Consider the following 15,392-nt stretch of genomic DNA (forward strand, 5'->3'; position numbering starts at 1 on the left):
ATTGTGTTCAGTACGTTTAACAGTCAGTAGCAGGGCATTGCTTATTGAAGCCATACCGCTGAGTTGGTTTTCGTGAAAGTTTACGACAGACGGCAGTTTAGGGTACAGGTAATAGGTCTAACATCTAATCACTCGGGAGCCGTGAGTATTTGGGATCGTGCCCGGCACCCTGGGGGAGCCAACAGGGGCGCGAGACTATCCGGAATGGCATTGGGCTTCAATAGCTGGAAGGCTTGCGGTAGCATTGCGCTTTCTCGGTCTTCCGGGACGCGGCTGGCGTTCGGCTGCTCCCTTCTCTGCTTGTACTCTGGGATGGTCTCTTGCCGCTGACAGTTTGGCGTTTTCTCGACGGTAATCGCGCGCACGAAAAACAGAGCGCGGCGCTGGTCCGTGGTCTTGACAGCAGTTATGGCGGGCAGCTGAACTGCGTAGATATACCCCTGTCGGTAACCGCCCATGGTATTGTAATGGGGCTTGCCAAAGGGCTCTCCAGCCTGCCCAGACCGGATTTTCATATTGGCACTGGTCGCAGAACCCGCCTGCCGATGCTGGCGGCACGCTACCGCTACGGTGGACGTGCCGTCGCTATCAATCGGCCCCAGTTCCCATTTCGCTGGTTTGATTTTGCGATTGTCCCGGAACATGATCGTCCGCCGCCCCTGGAGAATGTCATTCTCAGCCAGGGGGCCCTGACAGGCCCCCTGCCCGGTAACGCCGCGCGGCCGGGGTGCGGTCTGATATTGCTCGGTGGCCCGAGCAGGCACTTCTGCTGGGATGACGGGCCTGTGCGCCGCCAGGTAGAACAGTTGTTATCACAGCCCCTCGACTGGTACCTGTCGAACAGCCGGCGCACGCCTGAGGGCTTGCTGGAAAGCATTGCCGGGAGAGAAGCGCATTTGGTTGACTGGCGGTCCTGTTCCCCGGATTGGGTGCATGCGCAAATGGCGGCGGCGGAACAGATCTGGGTGAGTGAAGACAGCATTTCGATGCTCTTCGAATCATTGCAGAGCCGTGCGCGGGTGGGGATTATCCGCGTTCCCTGCCGTTCTCGGGCCAATAAGGTTCGGGCGGCGGTGCAGAGGCTGGTGGATCAGGGGGTGGTTGGCGAGCGCTGGGAGGAAGTGATTGCGCAATCGGAACGAGTGCCCCTGGATCAGTATCTTGTTTGTGCGCGGGCGCTGCTTCGCCGCTGTGGACTGTCAATCCGCTAGCGCTTTAAGCCGTAGGACTCAAACTTTCTCCAGGGCACTTTCTTATCGGAGATCTCCCACTCCGCTCTCAGCCACATACGCTGGATTCGTCGCCGGATATAGCGTTTGGCGAAGAAGTTGGAAATTTTCGCGAGGGGCAATAGGGAGGCACAGCCCAGGCCATCAATAACATAGACCTGCAGTTGCCCCTTTTGTCGGCAGAGTACCAGATTGTGCGCAATCAGGTTTTTGGTCAATATACCGTATTTCAGCAGCCAGAGGGCAAAGCGCTGTAGCGCTTCGCGCACCTCCTGGTCAAATCCCTGTTTATTCAGGTATTGGCGCAGGGTGGGCGCGGGAGCGCCGTTCGCATCCAGAATCATATCGGTCACTGCAGCCGGGCCTAGACTGGTCTCCTGTATACCGTACCAGCGCGGCAGGTGTTGCCAGAGGCCTTCGGGGTTTCGCTGTATCGCCCTTTGCGCATATCCCTGCTGTTCACGCAGGTTGTCATCAAATCTGACCTCACCACGCCATCGCTTGTACCAGGGTGCGCGGCCCAGCAGCTCGGCGGCCCGTCCGGGGCGCATCACCTTTACACATAACCGCGAATCCTGGGGGTGGCGATAGCACAGGCGGTTACCGCCGCTGGCAAAGGGCCTGCTGTGGCTCAGGTCAATCACCGGAGTGGTCTCCGGGGGATATGTTGAGCAGGGACCGGTAGACGGCAAGTGTGCGCTCGACTTGTCTTTGAAGTGTGAATTGGACCGCAAGACGGGCCCTTTGCCGGGGGCCTTCAAGTAACTCCTGGGTGCGCGTAAAAAGAACTTCTGTATCATTCTGATCTACTAATCCCTGAGGGAAACAGGCCCCGAGTGACTCAGCGGGGCCACCGATATTGTAACCAATAATAGGTGTTCCTATAGCGGCGGACTCAATCACCGTACGGCCGAAGGGTTCCGGCCGTTTGGACAGGTTATACACCAGCGCGGATTCACTGTACCAGTAGCGGATATCGCTGCGATGGCCGACAAATGTGAGGTGTTGGTCCAAATGCAGATCAGTGACCGCTTGCTTGAGTTCTTTTGCGTAACGCTGCTTATTGGGCTCGGCACTACCGAGAATAATGCCATGGATGTCGTTGCGGGTGCGGCTTAAGCGCAGGATCAGTTGGATAAAGTCTTCCTGGCCTTTCCATCTGCTCAGTCGGCCGGGCAATAACAACCAGCGCTTGCCCCGCAAGTTCGGAAACGCTGCTTCAATGTCGTTGCGCCAACCGGCTGGGGCCTGCACGCCGGGATTGAATTCATCGGTGTCTACCCCGCGATAGATAATTTCCGGGCGGTGCTGCAGATAGCTTGCATAGTTGTCCAGTAAATAGGTGCTCACACATTCGGAAATAGCGATGACCCGCTCTGCTTTCGCCATAATGGCGCTGTAGGGATTGATGGAGTACAGGCCGTGCGCGGTACTGATCAGGTGCGGACGACCTATTGCATCGAGTTTTCGCCAGGCTAAATAGGCGAGCCAGGCGGGAACCCGCGAGCGGACGTGGAGTATATCCGGCTGCTCTTTCGAGATAAGGTGTCTAAGTGGACGAACCTGTAATAAGCTGATAAAGGATTTTTTATGGATAGGGAGTGTAAAATGCTGTGACCCTTCGGACTCCAGTTGTGTCACCATGGCGCCGCCACTGGATACTACCGTCGATTGGTGTCCGGCCCGAGCCAGTGCACGAGCCAAATCGAGCGTGCCGCGCTCGACGCCCCCAGCATTGAGAGCGGGCAGCAATTGCATAATTTTCATGGATGGATTGACCGAGAATAGGGTGCGGGGGTTACCAGTATTTGTGCCTCTCTTAGCCAAGCCCGTCTGGGCGCTTGGCAATCTCGCAAGCACAGTATTATAGACAGGCAATCGCGACGGGTATAGGCTGCCCGCCTATTGCCGAACCCACAGCCGATTCTCCGCTGTCATTGGAGTTTACATTGCCATTACTGTTGGATATCTGTATTTGCACATGCAAACGGCCGAATCAGCTGCGTGGTGCCTTGCAGAGTCTCGCTGTGCTCCAGCTGCCACCAGCTGCCGCGGTGACTGTGACGGTAGTGGACAATGATCCCGTAGGCAGGGAGGGGGCGCAGCTGGTCGAATCCCTTTCGGTAGAGTTTCCACTGCCAATCCTCTGTGTTCTGGAAGAGCGCCGGGGTATTCCCTATGCGCGCAATCGCTGTATCTCTGAGGCACAGCGCAAAGGGGCGGATTACCTGGTTTTTATTGATGATGATGAGTGGGTGGCGCAGGACTGGTTGATCCGTTTGTTTGGCTACGCACAGGCAATTGGCGGACACTCGGTGGTCAGTGGCAGTGTGGTGAGGCAGTTGCCAGACTCTGTGCCTGAGTTCTATTCCGGATTTTTTTCCCGCAAGCGACGCGAAACCGGTGACCGGCTTAACTATTGCGCCACCAACAATGTCCTTATTCCCATGGAAGCGATTCGTACCTTTGGCCTGCGCTTTGATGAACGGGATCCTTTCGGGGGGGGGGAGGATGTTTTGTTTTTTACAGAATACAGTGCCAGGGGGGGAGAGATCGTGCACTGTGTGGAGGCCAGGGTGTATGAGGCTGTACCGGAGTGCCGCGCCAATATGCGCTGGTTGTCCCGGCGCAAATATTCAGCGGGCATCACCCTGGCTAAGCAGAAGCTCGCCTCGGGTCGGAGTCGGTTCAGCATTTTGATGTCGGCGGTTTTTCAGCTCCTGATGGCCGGAGTGAGCTGTGCACTGGGGCTGATCCTGGGGGGGCGACGCCTGGGCTCGCGGCCCTGGTTGCGTTTGTGTCGCTCTGTCGGTATGGCATGCGGTGTCTTTGGGGCGCGTTCGGATTTTTATCGTGTTGTCGATTGCTGAGCACAAAATACCTGGGGCTCGATGGTGCTTTCTAGGTGTAAGATAAGAACCTGGATGCCTGCACCGGGCTGCGGGTACGGAATGTTTGATAACACCTGTTCATGTTGACGCTCTACTCCTGGTTTTTCCGCATCGCATTACCGTTTATTCTTTTTCGCCTTTGGTGGCGGGGCCGCCGTCATCCCGCGTACCGCGAGCGTCTGCGGGAACGCCTGGGGCAGGTACCCGGGCGTCTCAGCCGCGCTCCCCTGATGTGGGTGCATGCCGTTTCCGTGGGGGAAACCCTCGCGGCAATACCAGTGATAGATAGGCTCGCCGCACGCCACCCCAGGTGGCAGTGGCTGGTGACGACGAGTACACCCACGGGTTCTGAGCGGGTGCGCGAGGCACTGCGTCCTGTTCTGGGCGGACGCCTGCTGCACTATTATCTCCCCTACGATCTGCCCGAATACCTTGTCCCGTTTCTGGAAGCCCTGCGCCCCAGTATGTTGGTGATTGTGGAAACCGAACTGTGGCCCAATCTGTTGCGCCTTTGTCGGAAGCAGGGCATCCCCAGCCTGCTCGTCAATGCCCGTTTGAGTGAAAAATCTGCGCGCGGCTATGGGCGGCTTCCCGGATTTACCCGCGCCATGCTGCGGGATCTCGAACGGGTAGTGGCTCAATACCCCATGGATGCAGAGCGTTTTGTTTCACTGGGTTTGCCTAAAGAACGGGTTGTAGCCGGCGGAAATATTAAGTTTGATCTGGATATTGATCTGGGCCTGGCGAGCGAAGCCCAGGTGCTATCGCACCAGTGGCGCGGTTTTGCCAATCGCAAGGTGTGGCTCGCGGCCAGCACCCACGACGGCGAGGATGGCATTATCCTGGATGCTTTCTCAATATTGAAGCGGGCATTTGCGGATTTGCTGCTGGTCCTGGTACCCCGCCATCCCCAGCGTTTTAGCAGCGTCGCACAGCTGTGCCGGGCGCGCGGTTTGCGGGTGGTTAGGCGCAGTGAAGGCAGTGCGCCAGTGGCGCGGGATCAGGTTTTGTTGGGCGATACGATGGGGGAATTGCTGCGTTTTTATGGCGCCTGTGACGTGGCCTTTGTCGGCGGCAGCCTGGTGCCTGTCGGTGGGCACAATATGATTGAACCTGCGGCCTGGGGTGTACCTGTAGTCTGCGGCCCGTTTTTGCACAATTTTGCCACGGTCTCGCAACTGTTGGTGGAGGCCGGCGGTATGGCGATCTCCAGGGATGCGGAATCCCTGGCGCGACAGTTGCGCGCCTGGCTGGAAAGCGATACCCGCCGCAAAGGGGCCGGTCAACGGGGCAGGAGAGTGGCGGAGGCAAACAAAGGGGCTTTGCAGCGCTTGCTGGATGAGATTGAGGGCCTGGCCGCTGGCCTAGACCGGTGAGCGAACCCAGGCCCACTCACCGGTCGAGATTACCGGGAGGATGCCGGCGGGCGGGTGGGGTTGGGCTCGGCAACCCGGGGCACAGTGCGCGCGGGGTTCAGCATGGCGTCCAGCTCCTGCAGGTCTTTGGGGGACAGCAGACCGGCGACCTGCTTAAGGTTCAGGGTGTTGAGAATATAGTCGTAAAGCGCATTGGCATAGTCGGTCTGGGACTGGAACAGGGTGCGCTGAGCCAGCAGGACATCGACGATATTGCGGGTGCCCACCTCGTAGCCCGCCTGGGTAGCGTCCAGGGCGCTTTTGGCGGACACCACCGCCTGCTGGCGGGCCGAAACCCGGGAAACGTCGGTAACTACCACGCGGTGCAGGGTGCGGGTGGTCTGGATGGTATTGCGCTCGGTCAGATTGCGCAGATCCTGGGCCTGGAAAGACTGGTTGCGGGCTTGTCGGCGATTGGCGCTGAGTAGCCCGCCAGTATAGATTGGGATATCCAGGGTGATCGCTGCTGTGGTGTCTCGATTGTCCAAATCCAGAGGAAAGTTTGTGACCGCCTCTCCTCTGAAGTCCCGATATTTTTCACGTATCTCGCCATTTGAGGTGAACTTGTTATAGGACAGCGTCCCGGTGAGTGTAGGCAGATGTTCACTGGCTGCGGAACGGGCATTGTAGCGGGCTGCCTCGGCATTGAGTCGCGCCGCCTTGAGTTCAAAGTTGTTGGCCAGGGCAAACTCTACCCAGTCGGCACGCTCCGCCGGTACCGGCGCCGCCACCTGGAACCCGGCATTCAATGGCGCCACCGCGTCGTGGTAGCCGCCGGTCAGTACCGACAGGGCATCGAAATCACTGAGCAGGTCGTCCTGGGCGGTGAGGCGGCGCGCAACCGAGCTGTCGTAAGCGGCTTGGGAATCGTAGACATCCGTGATCGCGGTCAGGCCCACTTCAAAGCGCTGCTGGGTCTGCTCCAGCTGCTTGGCCAGGGCCTGCTCCTCGGCGATGGCCGCTTCCAGCACATCGTAGGCGCGCAGTACATCAAAATAGGCCGTGGCCACGCGGATCATCATGCCCTGCTGGTTGGCGCTGAACTCTGCAGTGGCTTGCTCAGTTAGCTTTTTGCCCTGTTGGTAATCGAACCAGGCGGGGGCATTGAAAATTGCCTGGGACAAAGTTGCATTGTAGGTTCTGTCTTGAGTGGTTCCCGTTGACCTTAGAAAGAAGTCCACGATATCTGGTGGGGTAGCAAAACGATCTACAAGAGTTGAACCATTGTTGGAGTTATCCGTATGCACCCTTGCCGCCCGAACAGCGGCATTGACCTGTGGCAACAATGCCGCACGGAATTGATTCTTGGCCTCAATCCCTGCATGGTAGCCGGCGCGGTCTGCGGCGAGTTGCTGGTCGTTGTCCAGGGCCTGGGTATAGATATCCCACAGGGTATCGGCCTGGGCCTGGAGGGCGCCGAGGCCCAACAGGGCGGCGGCGAGCAGTGTCTTCAGTGGTCGCAACGGGCGCCCCTGTGGCTCTGGGCGATGACTTCTTTTCATGTGTCTCAACTTCCTGTGGCGGGTGCGGTCTTCAAGTGTCTTCAAGGTCCTCTTGGCGGCAGTCGAGTTTTGGATATCCGCTAGGTCCCTTGGCTCGGCGGTGCTGCCAGTCCCCCATCTACTGTCGCGAGAGTTTACCCGTGGCCAGCCTCATCGTCGAGGCGATGTTGTCGGCTTTTGTCGATATCTTCGTTAAACCGACGGGACTGTGCGTTTACCGGTCAGGCTGTGGCAACAGCGCAGCGGTATGGAACGGGTATGAGGGCCTATATTTCAATAGACGTGCCAGCCAAGTTTTTGGATGCGGCACAGGATGTACTGAAATAGGCAGAGGTCCTCGCACATGGAACCGGTGCGCAGCGTAGAGCCGATATACTGGCAGCGTGCCTGTCACGAATGTGATCTGTTATTGAGCGGAGATCTGGCTCCGCCCGGCCGGGCGCTGGTTTGTCCGCGCTGCCATTGCACCCTGCAACGGGGTACCAATCGGGGGATTTATCCCACCATCGCACTCAGCTTGACCGGACTGCTGCTGTTTGTGCCCTCTGCCAGCCTGCCGCTGCTGACATTCTCTTTATTCTCCCTTGGGGCTGAAAACACCCTGCTGAACGGGGTTGACGCCCTGTACCAGGGCGGCTTTATGTGGCTGTCGGCACTGGTTCTGTTTTGCAGTGTGCTGGCGCCATTGGCGAAGTTTTTGCTGTTGTTGTTTCTCTGTTGCGGTAGTGCCTGGGGGCTGCTCGACCGCCCGGTTGCCAATGCGGTGCGCTGGTATCAGCACATCAAAGACTGGGGCATGCTGGATGTGTATATGCTGGGCCTGTTGGTGGCGCTGGTGAAACTGCGGGATCTCGGCCAATTGGAAGTGGAGCCGGGACTCTACTGCTTTGGCGCCATGATGCTGGTAGCCAACCTGGCCTCCCTCAGTTTTGACCAGAACGCCATCTGGCAGCGCTTGGCACAGCGCCGCGCAGCCCGGAGGACAGGCAGATGAGCGTGCCCTACAAGGCCTTCAAGCAGGGGTTGACCAGCTGCCTCTGCTGTCACCAGCTGATTATTCTGCCGGCCGCTGGCCGCTGTCGTTGCCCCCGCTGTGGTGCGCGGGTCTATGGGCGCATTGACGGCAGCCTGATGTCCACCTGGGCATTGACGATCACCGGGGCACTGCTGTTGCTGCCGGCAAATATACTGCCGGTCATGACCGTGACTTATCTCGGTGCCGGCGAACCCAACACCATTATCAGCGGAGTCATGCAGCTGTATAACGCGGGCATGTGGGGTATTGCACTGGTTGTTTTTGCCGCCAGTATTGCTGTACCGGTGATGAAATTACTGGGTCTGGCCCTGCTCCTGGTGCAAATACAGCTGCGCATCCCCTTTGACCCGCTGCAGGCGATGAAAATCTACCGGGTGGTATCGGGCATAGGGCGCTGGTCTCTGCTGGACCTGTTTATCCTCTCGATTTTGGTGGCCCTGGTGGATATGGGATTTGTTGCCCAGGTAGATGCCGGTCCTGGCAGTACCGCGTTTGCCGCGGTGGTGGTTATCACCATGACCGCGGCGCGGACTTTTGATCCCCGCCTGATCTGGGATGCTCGTGATGGGGACCGGGGTAACACGGCTGTAGTGCCCCAGGCGGCACACAGGAGTGCCGCAGAAAATGGCTGATGCGCTGCCCCCGCCCAACAGTGCTAGCGCAGACGCACACCTGGGTGGCGGAGCCCAGCGGGGGCTGGTGCGCAGTGACAAGGGGCTGCCCCTGGTCTGGATCTTGCCGCTGGTGGCCGGACTGATTGCGGTCTGGCTCCTCTACCAGAACGTGTCCGAGGGGGACGTGCGGGCCAGCATTCTGTTTCTCTCCGGCGATGGCCTGGTGAAAGGGAAAACGGTGGTGAAATACTCCGGCGTGGATATCGGTGTTGTGCAGGAGGTGCGCCTGGTGCCGAATGCCAAAGCCCTGCACGGTGCCGATGGTGTTATGGCGGAGGTCAGTCTCAACCGCAGTGCGGAATATCTGCTTGTGGAAGGCACGAAATTCTGGGTGGTCAAGCCGGAACTGTCCATAACCGGCATCAGTGGCTTGGAGACCCTGCTCTCGGGTAATTACATCGCGGTCGAATCCGGAAGTGGTAAACGCAAGCGCAGCTTTGTGGCTCTGGATCGGCCGCCGGCTTTTATCCGTGGTGATGGCTTGCGCGTGATGCTCAAATCCCGTCGCCTGGGATCGCTCAGCCGGGGATCGCCGGTGTACTTTCGCCAATTGCGTGTTGGGCAGGTGGCGGATTACCGCCTGGACCGGGACGGCTCGGAAGTCAGCATAGAACTGTTTATACGCCGCGAATACGCTGATCTAGTACACCGGGGCAGCCGGTTCTGGAACAGCTCCGGTATTTCCATTGAGGGGGGGATCAGCGGAATCAATGTCACGCTCGAATCCCTCGCTGCCCTGTTTGCCGGAGGGGTCAGTTTTTATACCCCGGAGTCCCAGCGCCAGTCCCCCCTGGCGGTCAATGGTACAGAGTTCAAGCTGTATAAAAATTTTACTGCGGCAGATGCGGGGATTGCTGTCACGCTGAATTTTAACCGGGGTGTCAGTGTGACACCCGGCAATACCAAAGTCTATTACCAGGACATCCGGGTTGGGGAGGTCAGCGGTGCAAAAGCCAACAGCCGTATGAACGGGATGGAGGTCAAGGTACTGATGGACCCGGTGACGGATGATTTGCTCAGCGAAAACACCCGCTTTTGGTTGGCGCCACCCACATTCGATCTCAGCGGTGGCCTGAATAGCCTGATCAAGGGCAACCGCATCGAGGTGGATTTGCGCCGGGGGCAGCGTTCCCAGCGTATATTCTCCGCCAGCGCCTCGGCACCGCCCAGGGATCTCCGCACCCCGGGGCTGCATTTGCGTCTTACTGCGCGAAATCCCGGTTCCTTACAGCGCGGTGCCCCGGTCTATTTTCGCCGCATAGAAGTCGGCAAGGTCCAGGGCATGGAGCTGCATGGGAATGGTGAGGGGGTCGAGGTCTATGTGGTGATTGAACCCCGCTACGCGCACCTGGTGAAACAGGGGACGCGCTTTTGGAATATCAGTGGCCTGCGCGCCAGTGCCAGTTTGAGTGAAGGGGTGGAACTGGAGGCGGACTCCCTGATGTCGCTACTGCGTGGCGGGGTGGCCTTTGGTATTCGGCGCGAGGATCATGAAAAGGGTGTACAGGCAGTAAATGGCGATCAGTTCCCCCTCTACAGTAGCCGTGAGGCGGCATTGGAAGAGGGCATTGAAATTGATATCACGCTCCCCAGTGCGGAGGGGTTAAAAACGGGGACGCCACTGCGTTATAAAGGCGTTCAGGTGGGAGAAATCACCCGCTTGTATTTGGGTGGAGATCTGGAAGAGGTGCGGGTGCGTGCCAAACTGTATCAGCGCGGTGAAAGTTTTGCCCGTGCTGGTACGCGTATCTGGGTGGTGTCGCCGCAAATCGGTATCGGTAAAGTCGCGCACCTGGAAACGCTGGTGACCGGTCGCTACCTGGCCCTGGAGCCGGGTACGGGACCATCACAGACACAATTTTATGCGCAACTGGAAGCACCGCGAGCCGATCTCGCCGATACCATGCACCGGCCGGGGCTCACTGTCATACTGGATGCGGCCAAGCGCGGTTCCCTTGTGGCGGGCAGTCCCGTGTATTACCGTCAGGTCCAGGTGGGGGAAGTCACCGGGTTTGCTCTGGGCGAACAGGCGGATCGGGTTTATATCTATGTATATATTGAGCCACACTACCAGCCCTTGGTGCGCCAGCACACAGTATTTTGGAACGCCAGTGGCGTGGAAGTGAATTTTGGTCTCAGAAGTGGCCTCAATATCGATACGGAATCCGCCCAGGCCCTGTGGCGGGGTGGAATCGCCTTCGCCACGCCGGAACCGCCCTTTATGGGATTCGAGGTAGAATCCGGCAGCCATTTCCCACTGTACCCGCGGGCAGAGCCAGAATGGCATCGCTGGAGCCCCAAGATAACGTTGTACGATACCGCCGAGCCGGGAAAATAACTGAGCATGCCAAGGAGTATTTATGCGCCATAAAATCACAGGTCTATTCACGCTGCTACTACTGCTCGGGTGCCAGGAAATGCAGGTGGAGCATGCCAATACGGGAGCGCAGCCGGTGGCTTTTTCCACGTATAAATGGGGCGTGTCACCCCTGAGTGAGGTTCCTGACGTCTCGGCGCAGCTGGTGGAACTGGATGAGGAGATGCGCGATACGGTGGCGGCGCAACTGGAGCAGCGCGGTTACCGCAGGGTGGATGAGGACCAGTACGCGGATATGGTGGTGGATTATCAGGTTGCCCTGGTGGATGAGTTTTTTTCCGGGGATACCAGAGACCCCAGTTGGGACAAGCAGTTTGACAGCAACGCGCCCCAGGACGTTGTGGAGTTGCCACCCCTCACCGATGCGCCGCTGGTGGTGATGAGTGTGGGCATTGGTCCCCCGGGCGGGATCGTGATCTGGGGGGGCAGTGCCAGCGAAATATTGACGCGTCCAGATAGCGTTGAGCAACGCCAGCGTTTGATCAGCAAGGGGGTGAGCGAGCTGCTGCGGGACCTGCCGCCGGCCTATCAGTAACGCACGGCCCTACCTTTCTTGCAAAAATTTGATGCGCGTCGCGAATGCTTCTAAAACAGGCGTGTGAACTCAACGTCGTGGATGGGCCGATTGTGATGACGGAAAACAAGCGCCGTCGTGCCCGACGGTAACTTTTTTAGCGTTGCCCATGCCCCCGCCGCATCAGTTTGTCGTAGAGTTCGATATAGGCTGCCACGATAGACTGCTTGGAATAGCCCTTTGTATATACGTCCGAGGCGTTCTCAATCAGGCTTTGGCGCAGATCCGGGTTGTCCAGTACCGACTTGATTGCCCTGGCGAGGGCATCGGCATCGTCGATGGGGGTGAGCAGCCCACTCTTGCCATCGGTGATGACTTCGCCAGGGCCCTGGGAATCGGTGGCCACGATCGGGCAGTGGTGCGCCCAGGACTCCATAACGATAGAGCCCAGGCCCTCATGCCGTGACGGACACACAAACAGATCGGCAGTGCGCATTAAACGGGTGACATCCGTGCGCCAGCCCAGGAAACGTACCCGCGCGTCCAGGCCCAACTTGTGGCACAGGGCTTTGAGCTTTTTTTCCTCGGGGCCAGCACCGGCGAGCCACAGGGTGGCATTGGGGGTTTGTGTGAGCGCGTGCAATAGGACATCAAACCCCTTGTTGATATGCAGGCGCCCTGCGGCGAGGATCAAGGGTTTGTCTACCGGTGTATCGAAACTGTTGCGGGGCAGTGGTTTGGCCGGAGTTTCATCCGCGAAATTGGGAATGTGAAAAATACGATTCTCGGGAATGCCCCCGTTGATCATATGCTGGCAGATGCCCTTGCTGATCCCGATCCAGTAGTCTGCATGGCGATAGTACTTCAGATTGTAGTAGTGGCCGAGACGGCTGACCAATAGGTAGTTTTTGGCAGGGGGTGTAATGATGGTGGCCCGCCCCATCCAGGTCATGACAATATCCGGCTGCCAGTACGCAAGTGCCTCGCGATAAATTCGCCTGCCGAGAAAATCCAGCTTGCCGCCAAATTTAAACCCTTCGGTTTCAACCCCGTTATGGCGCAGTGCCTGTACGCGGTGGTCATGGTTGCGAATAAAGGCCTTTTGCGTAATTTCGTCGCGCAGATTCAGCCCGCTTGCCAGGCGCACAAAAAAATTTTCTGCACCACCATGCTCGGCACCGGCGAGGACCTGAGCCACTCGAATTGGCTGTTTACTCATAATTCCAACGTAGTTTGTGTGATTGGTCTAACGGTCTGCTATTTCAGCGTGCCGTCGAGGGTGATATCGCGGGCCCAGACATAATCATGGCTGAAGGGCTGCAGGCTTGTGGCTTCGACGATATATTGCGCGTAGAGCTTTGAGTTCATCTCGCTGTGGAAAAAGGCTCTGGCGCGCGCCGCCCAGGCCTGGCGCCTGGCGTCGTCATTGTGAAACCTGCGGATCTTCTCCAACAGGTCCTGCTCATCGGAGAAATAGACCACGCTCTCCGACGGCAGGAGTTCGTCAAAGTGCAATTGGTCACTGGTGAACGGCAGTATGCCATTGCCGGCCAGCTGTGCCATGCGCGCGGAGGAATACCAATAGTGGGTATCCTGGCGGTTAAGGTTCAACCCCATTTTTGTTTGCGACAATGCGCGATCATACTTGCGGCCCCAAACCGGCGGCTCGCCAAAGCTGCCGTAGGTTTTAAAATTCAGGGAATCCCCCAGGGCATCCCTGAGGTTTTTTACCAGCTGCAGGCGCTGGGTGAACTGGTTGCTGTTACTGCAAAACAGCAGGTCGATGGGCAGATCTGTGCGCTCGGCATTATTCAGGTTTTCGATCGAAGTCTCGACCGGGTTGGGCATGTGATAGAGACGCGCGCCAAAGCCCTCGAAGTGTTTCAGCTCCCGGCGCCCGGTGGAGACAAAAACTGCATCGACCACCTCGGCGCGGTATTTGATGCGTTCCACATTGCTGGGCACAAACAGCGGATCGTTGTTACAGTGTGCGATCAAGCACCTGGGCTGTTGCTTCCTGATGGCCACCAGGGTGTCATTGTCAATCATATCGCAGTGGCCGGCGATCACCAGGTCGGGCTCAAATGCCTCGACGGTTTCCAGCAGGCGCCGCCTGGCTCTGCGGACACCCAGGTCGCGGATGCTGAGTGGCGCTTCGAACGCGGCCACATCCCGGTCACTGAATACCTGCGTATTGTGATCGTTCTTGATCAGACCTAAAGTCAGCTTCTGCGCCCAGCTGACACGGGTGTTGCCGTAGCGTCGCAGCTGCTGGTAGGCAATATTGAGCACTCTCATGGCGGTGCACTCTCTAACAACTCGGGGAGACCGTGAATATGGCCGCTACAGCCAGGGGTTTCACGGTGGGCGCAGAGTATAGCAGCTGGTTCGGGACTATATAGCCCAGCGCCGCTGCCGTGCACAGCATCGGGATCGCATAGAGGGAAGGTGGCTAATGCAAAGAGACAGTAGTCAAGAGGAGTTGGCTCCGGAATTTTCCGCGGAGTCTGTGCAAGTGGTTTCCAGGGAAACCGTTTTTAAAGGTTTTTTTACCATGTTGCGCCTGCGACTGCGCCACCGCCTGTTCCGCGGTGGCTGGAGCCGTATCTTTGAGCGGGAGCTGTTTGTTCGCGGCCCCGCTGTGGGGGTGTTGCTCTATGACCCCGAGCGCGACCAGGTGGCACTGACCGAACAATTTCGCATCGGTGCACTGGCGCGCGCGGCGGGGCCCTGGTGTCTGGAAGTGGTGGCCGGTATGGTGGAGCAAGGCGAGGATCTTCAGGAAGTGGCGCGGCGCGAGGTAAGGGAAGAGGCGGGGTTGCAGGTACAGGAGTTGCATTTTATCCACAGTTATATGCCCAGCCCGGGTGGCAGCTCGGAACGACTGCATCTTTATTGCGCACTGGTGAGCTTGAGCGGGGCAGAGGGGTGCTTTGGCCTGCAACACGAGAATGAGGATATCCGCTTGCGGGTGTTTCAGGCGGACCGTCTGTTTGAGGCCATGGCGGGAGACTTTGCGCCTGGAGAGAGTCCCTTAGACAATGCGGCCACAATTATTTGCCTGCAGTGGCTGGCATTGCACCGAGACAAATTACGAGGGAGATGATATCTGCCTGACCGGTCACGCCAGATTGCACCCCTTCTTACCAGTGCAAAGGGTAAACTGAGATCTGAATCACGGCGGCGATAGAATCGGAGTGTTGATAATGACTCTATTGGGCGAGGCAGAAGCAAGGCAGCGCAAACAGGCAGGACTGTCATCAAAAGGCAATGGAAGGGCGGTGTATAAGGTCGACTTGCCGTCTTATCATGCAGATTGTGATGCTAACTATCTGCGCCTGGTCAGGTTGCTGCCGGGGCTGCCAGAGAAGCTGCTCTGGCGCTATCAGTTGCCCGGCGGCACCCTGATATTGAAACTCGCGGCGCACTCCAGGTACACAACGGAAGTGTCTCTTGGCGCGGAGGTAAACCTCGGAGAGTGCCGCTGGCTGGAACCGCCGAATTTAACGGTGCGTCTCTACCACGATGCGCGCATGGCGGAGGTGATCACAGCCAATGGCTGCGGGCCACTGGGTGGTAAAGGCGCTGATGCCATTTATCCCAATCCCCGTATGCAACGGGCAGATGAGAGACCGCAAACCAACCGCTTTCTCGGAGAGTGGTTGGACTACTGTCTCGCAAATGCCAGCGCAGAATTTGATTTGGTGCTGGATGGCCGAAGATTTTGATTCTGCAGTAGAACACATGGATGTGT

Annotated in this window: 14 protein-coding genes; 9 read left to right on the forward strand and 5 right to left on the reverse strand. The window is 58.1% G+C overall.

Features of this window, described 5'->3' with window-relative positions:
* Positions 1-320: 320 nt before the first annotated feature.
* Positions 321-1,211: an ELM1/GtrOC1 family putative glycosyltransferase gene (locus tag Q5Y71_RS01890; RefSeq protein ID WP_306039599.1), complete on the forward strand. Its 891-nt coding sequence runs from the start codon at positions 321-323 to the stop codon at positions 1,209-1,211.
* Here Q5Y71_RS01890 and Q5Y71_RS01895 read toward each other — a convergent pair.
* On the reverse strand, positions 1,208-1,873 hold the full coding sequence (locus Q5Y71_RS01895) for a YrbL family protein (protein WP_306039601.1): 666 nt from the start codon (positions 1,871-1,873) through the stop codon (positions 1,208-1,210). The genes Q5Y71_RS01890 and Q5Y71_RS01895 overlap by 4 nt on opposite strands.
* Positions 1,866-2,996: a glycosyltransferase family 4 protein gene (locus Q5Y71_RS01900; protein WP_306039602.1), complete on the reverse strand. Its 1,131-nt coding sequence runs from the start codon at positions 2,994-2,996 to the stop codon at positions 1,866-1,868. The genes Q5Y71_RS01895 and Q5Y71_RS01900 overlap by 8 nt, the downstream gene beginning before the upstream one ends.
* Before the next feature lie 182 nt (positions 2,997-3,178).
* On the opposite strand from Q5Y71_RS01900, the gene Q5Y71_RS01905 reads away from it, so the two are divergent.
* Positions 3,179-4,099, forward strand: coding sequence for a glycosyltransferase family 2 protein (locus Q5Y71_RS01905; RefSeq protein ID WP_306039603.1), 921 nt, complete (start codon positions 3,179-3,181; stop codon positions 4,097-4,099).
* 101 nt (positions 4,100-4,200) lie between these two features.
* Positions 4,201-5,496 carry a lipid IV(A) 3-deoxy-D-manno-octulosonic acid transferase gene (gene waaA / locus Q5Y71_RS01910; RefSeq protein WP_306039604.1) on the forward strand — a complete coding sequence of 432 codons (1,296 nt, stop codon included), beginning with the start codon at positions 4,201-4,203 and terminating at the stop codon, positions 5,494-5,496.
* Between the two features lie 29 nt (positions 5,497-5,525).
* Here the strand turns inward: waaA and Q5Y71_RS01915 are convergent, their stop codons facing one another.
* Positions 5,526-7,037, reverse strand: coding sequence for a TolC family outer membrane protein (locus Q5Y71_RS01915; protein WP_306039605.1), 1,512 nt, complete (start codon positions 7,035-7,037; stop codon positions 5,526-5,528).
* Positions 7,038-7,380: 343 nt separating this feature from the next.
* Here Q5Y71_RS01915 and Q5Y71_RS01920 point away from each other — a divergent pair, with 343 nt between their 5' ends.
* The 4 genes from Q5Y71_RS01920 to Q5Y71_RS01935 are packed head-to-tail and all read left to right on the forward strand — an operon-like array spanning position 7,381 to position 11,659.
* Positions 7,381-8,031 carry a paraquat-inducible protein A gene (locus Q5Y71_RS01920; protein ID WP_306039606.1) on the forward strand — a complete coding sequence of 217 codons (651 nt, stop codon included), beginning with the start codon at positions 7,381-7,383 and terminating at the stop codon, positions 8,029-8,031.
* Positions 8,028-8,705, forward strand: a complete 678-nt coding sequence (locus Q5Y71_RS01925) for a paraquat-inducible protein A (RefSeq protein WP_306039607.1) — start codon at positions 8,028-8,030, stop codon at positions 8,703-8,705. The genes Q5Y71_RS01920 and Q5Y71_RS01925 overlap by 4 nt, the downstream gene beginning before the upstream one ends.
* Entirely contained in the window at positions 8,698-11,085 is a 2,388-nt protein-coding gene (locus tag Q5Y71_RS01930; protein WP_306039608.1) for a PqiB family protein, read from the forward strand. Before Q5Y71_RS01925 ends, Q5Y71_RS01930 begins: the two co-directional genes overlap by 8 nt.
* Positions 11,086-11,107: 22 nt before the next feature.
* On the forward strand, positions 11,108-11,659 hold the full coding sequence (locus Q5Y71_RS01935; protein ID WP_306039610.1) for a DUF4136 domain-containing protein: 552 nt from the start codon (positions 11,108-11,110) through the stop codon (positions 11,657-11,659).
* A gap of 136 nt (positions 11,660-11,795) precedes the next feature.
* Here Q5Y71_RS01935 and Q5Y71_RS01940 read toward each other — a convergent pair whose 3' ends face one another.
* Both Q5Y71_RS01940 and Q5Y71_RS01945 read right to left on the reverse strand, forming a co-directional pair.
* Complete coding sequence (locus Q5Y71_RS01940) at positions 11,796-12,857, reverse strand: glycosyltransferase (RefSeq protein ID WP_306039611.1); 1,062 nt, start codon at positions 12,855-12,857, stop codon at positions 11,796-11,798.
* Between the two features lie 38 nt (positions 12,858-12,895).
* Positions 12,896-13,936 carry a glycosyltransferase gene (locus Q5Y71_RS01945; RefSeq protein WP_306039612.1) on the reverse strand — a complete coding sequence of 347 codons (1,041 nt, stop codon included), beginning with the start codon at positions 13,934-13,936 and terminating at the stop codon, positions 12,896-12,898.
* 157 nt (positions 13,937-14,093) lie between these two features.
* Between Q5Y71_RS01945 and Q5Y71_RS01950 the strand changes: the two genes are divergently transcribed.
* On the forward strand, positions 14,094-14,744 hold the full coding sequence (locus Q5Y71_RS01950; RefSeq protein ID WP_306039613.1) for an NUDIX domain-containing protein: 651 nt from the start codon (positions 14,094-14,096) through the stop codon (positions 14,742-14,744).
* 100 nt (positions 14,745-14,844) lie between these two features.
* Entirely contained in the window at positions 14,845-15,366 is a 522-nt protein-coding gene (locus Q5Y71_RS01955; protein ID WP_306039614.1) for a DUF1249 domain-containing protein, read from the forward strand.
* Positions 15,367-15,392 lie beyond the last annotated feature (26 nt).

This window comes from Microbulbifer sp. 2205BS26-8, from assembly GCF_030731025.1.
Lineage (GTDB): Bacteria > Pseudomonadota > Gammaproteobacteria > Pseudomonadales > Cellvibrionaceae > Microbulbifer > Microbulbifer spongiae.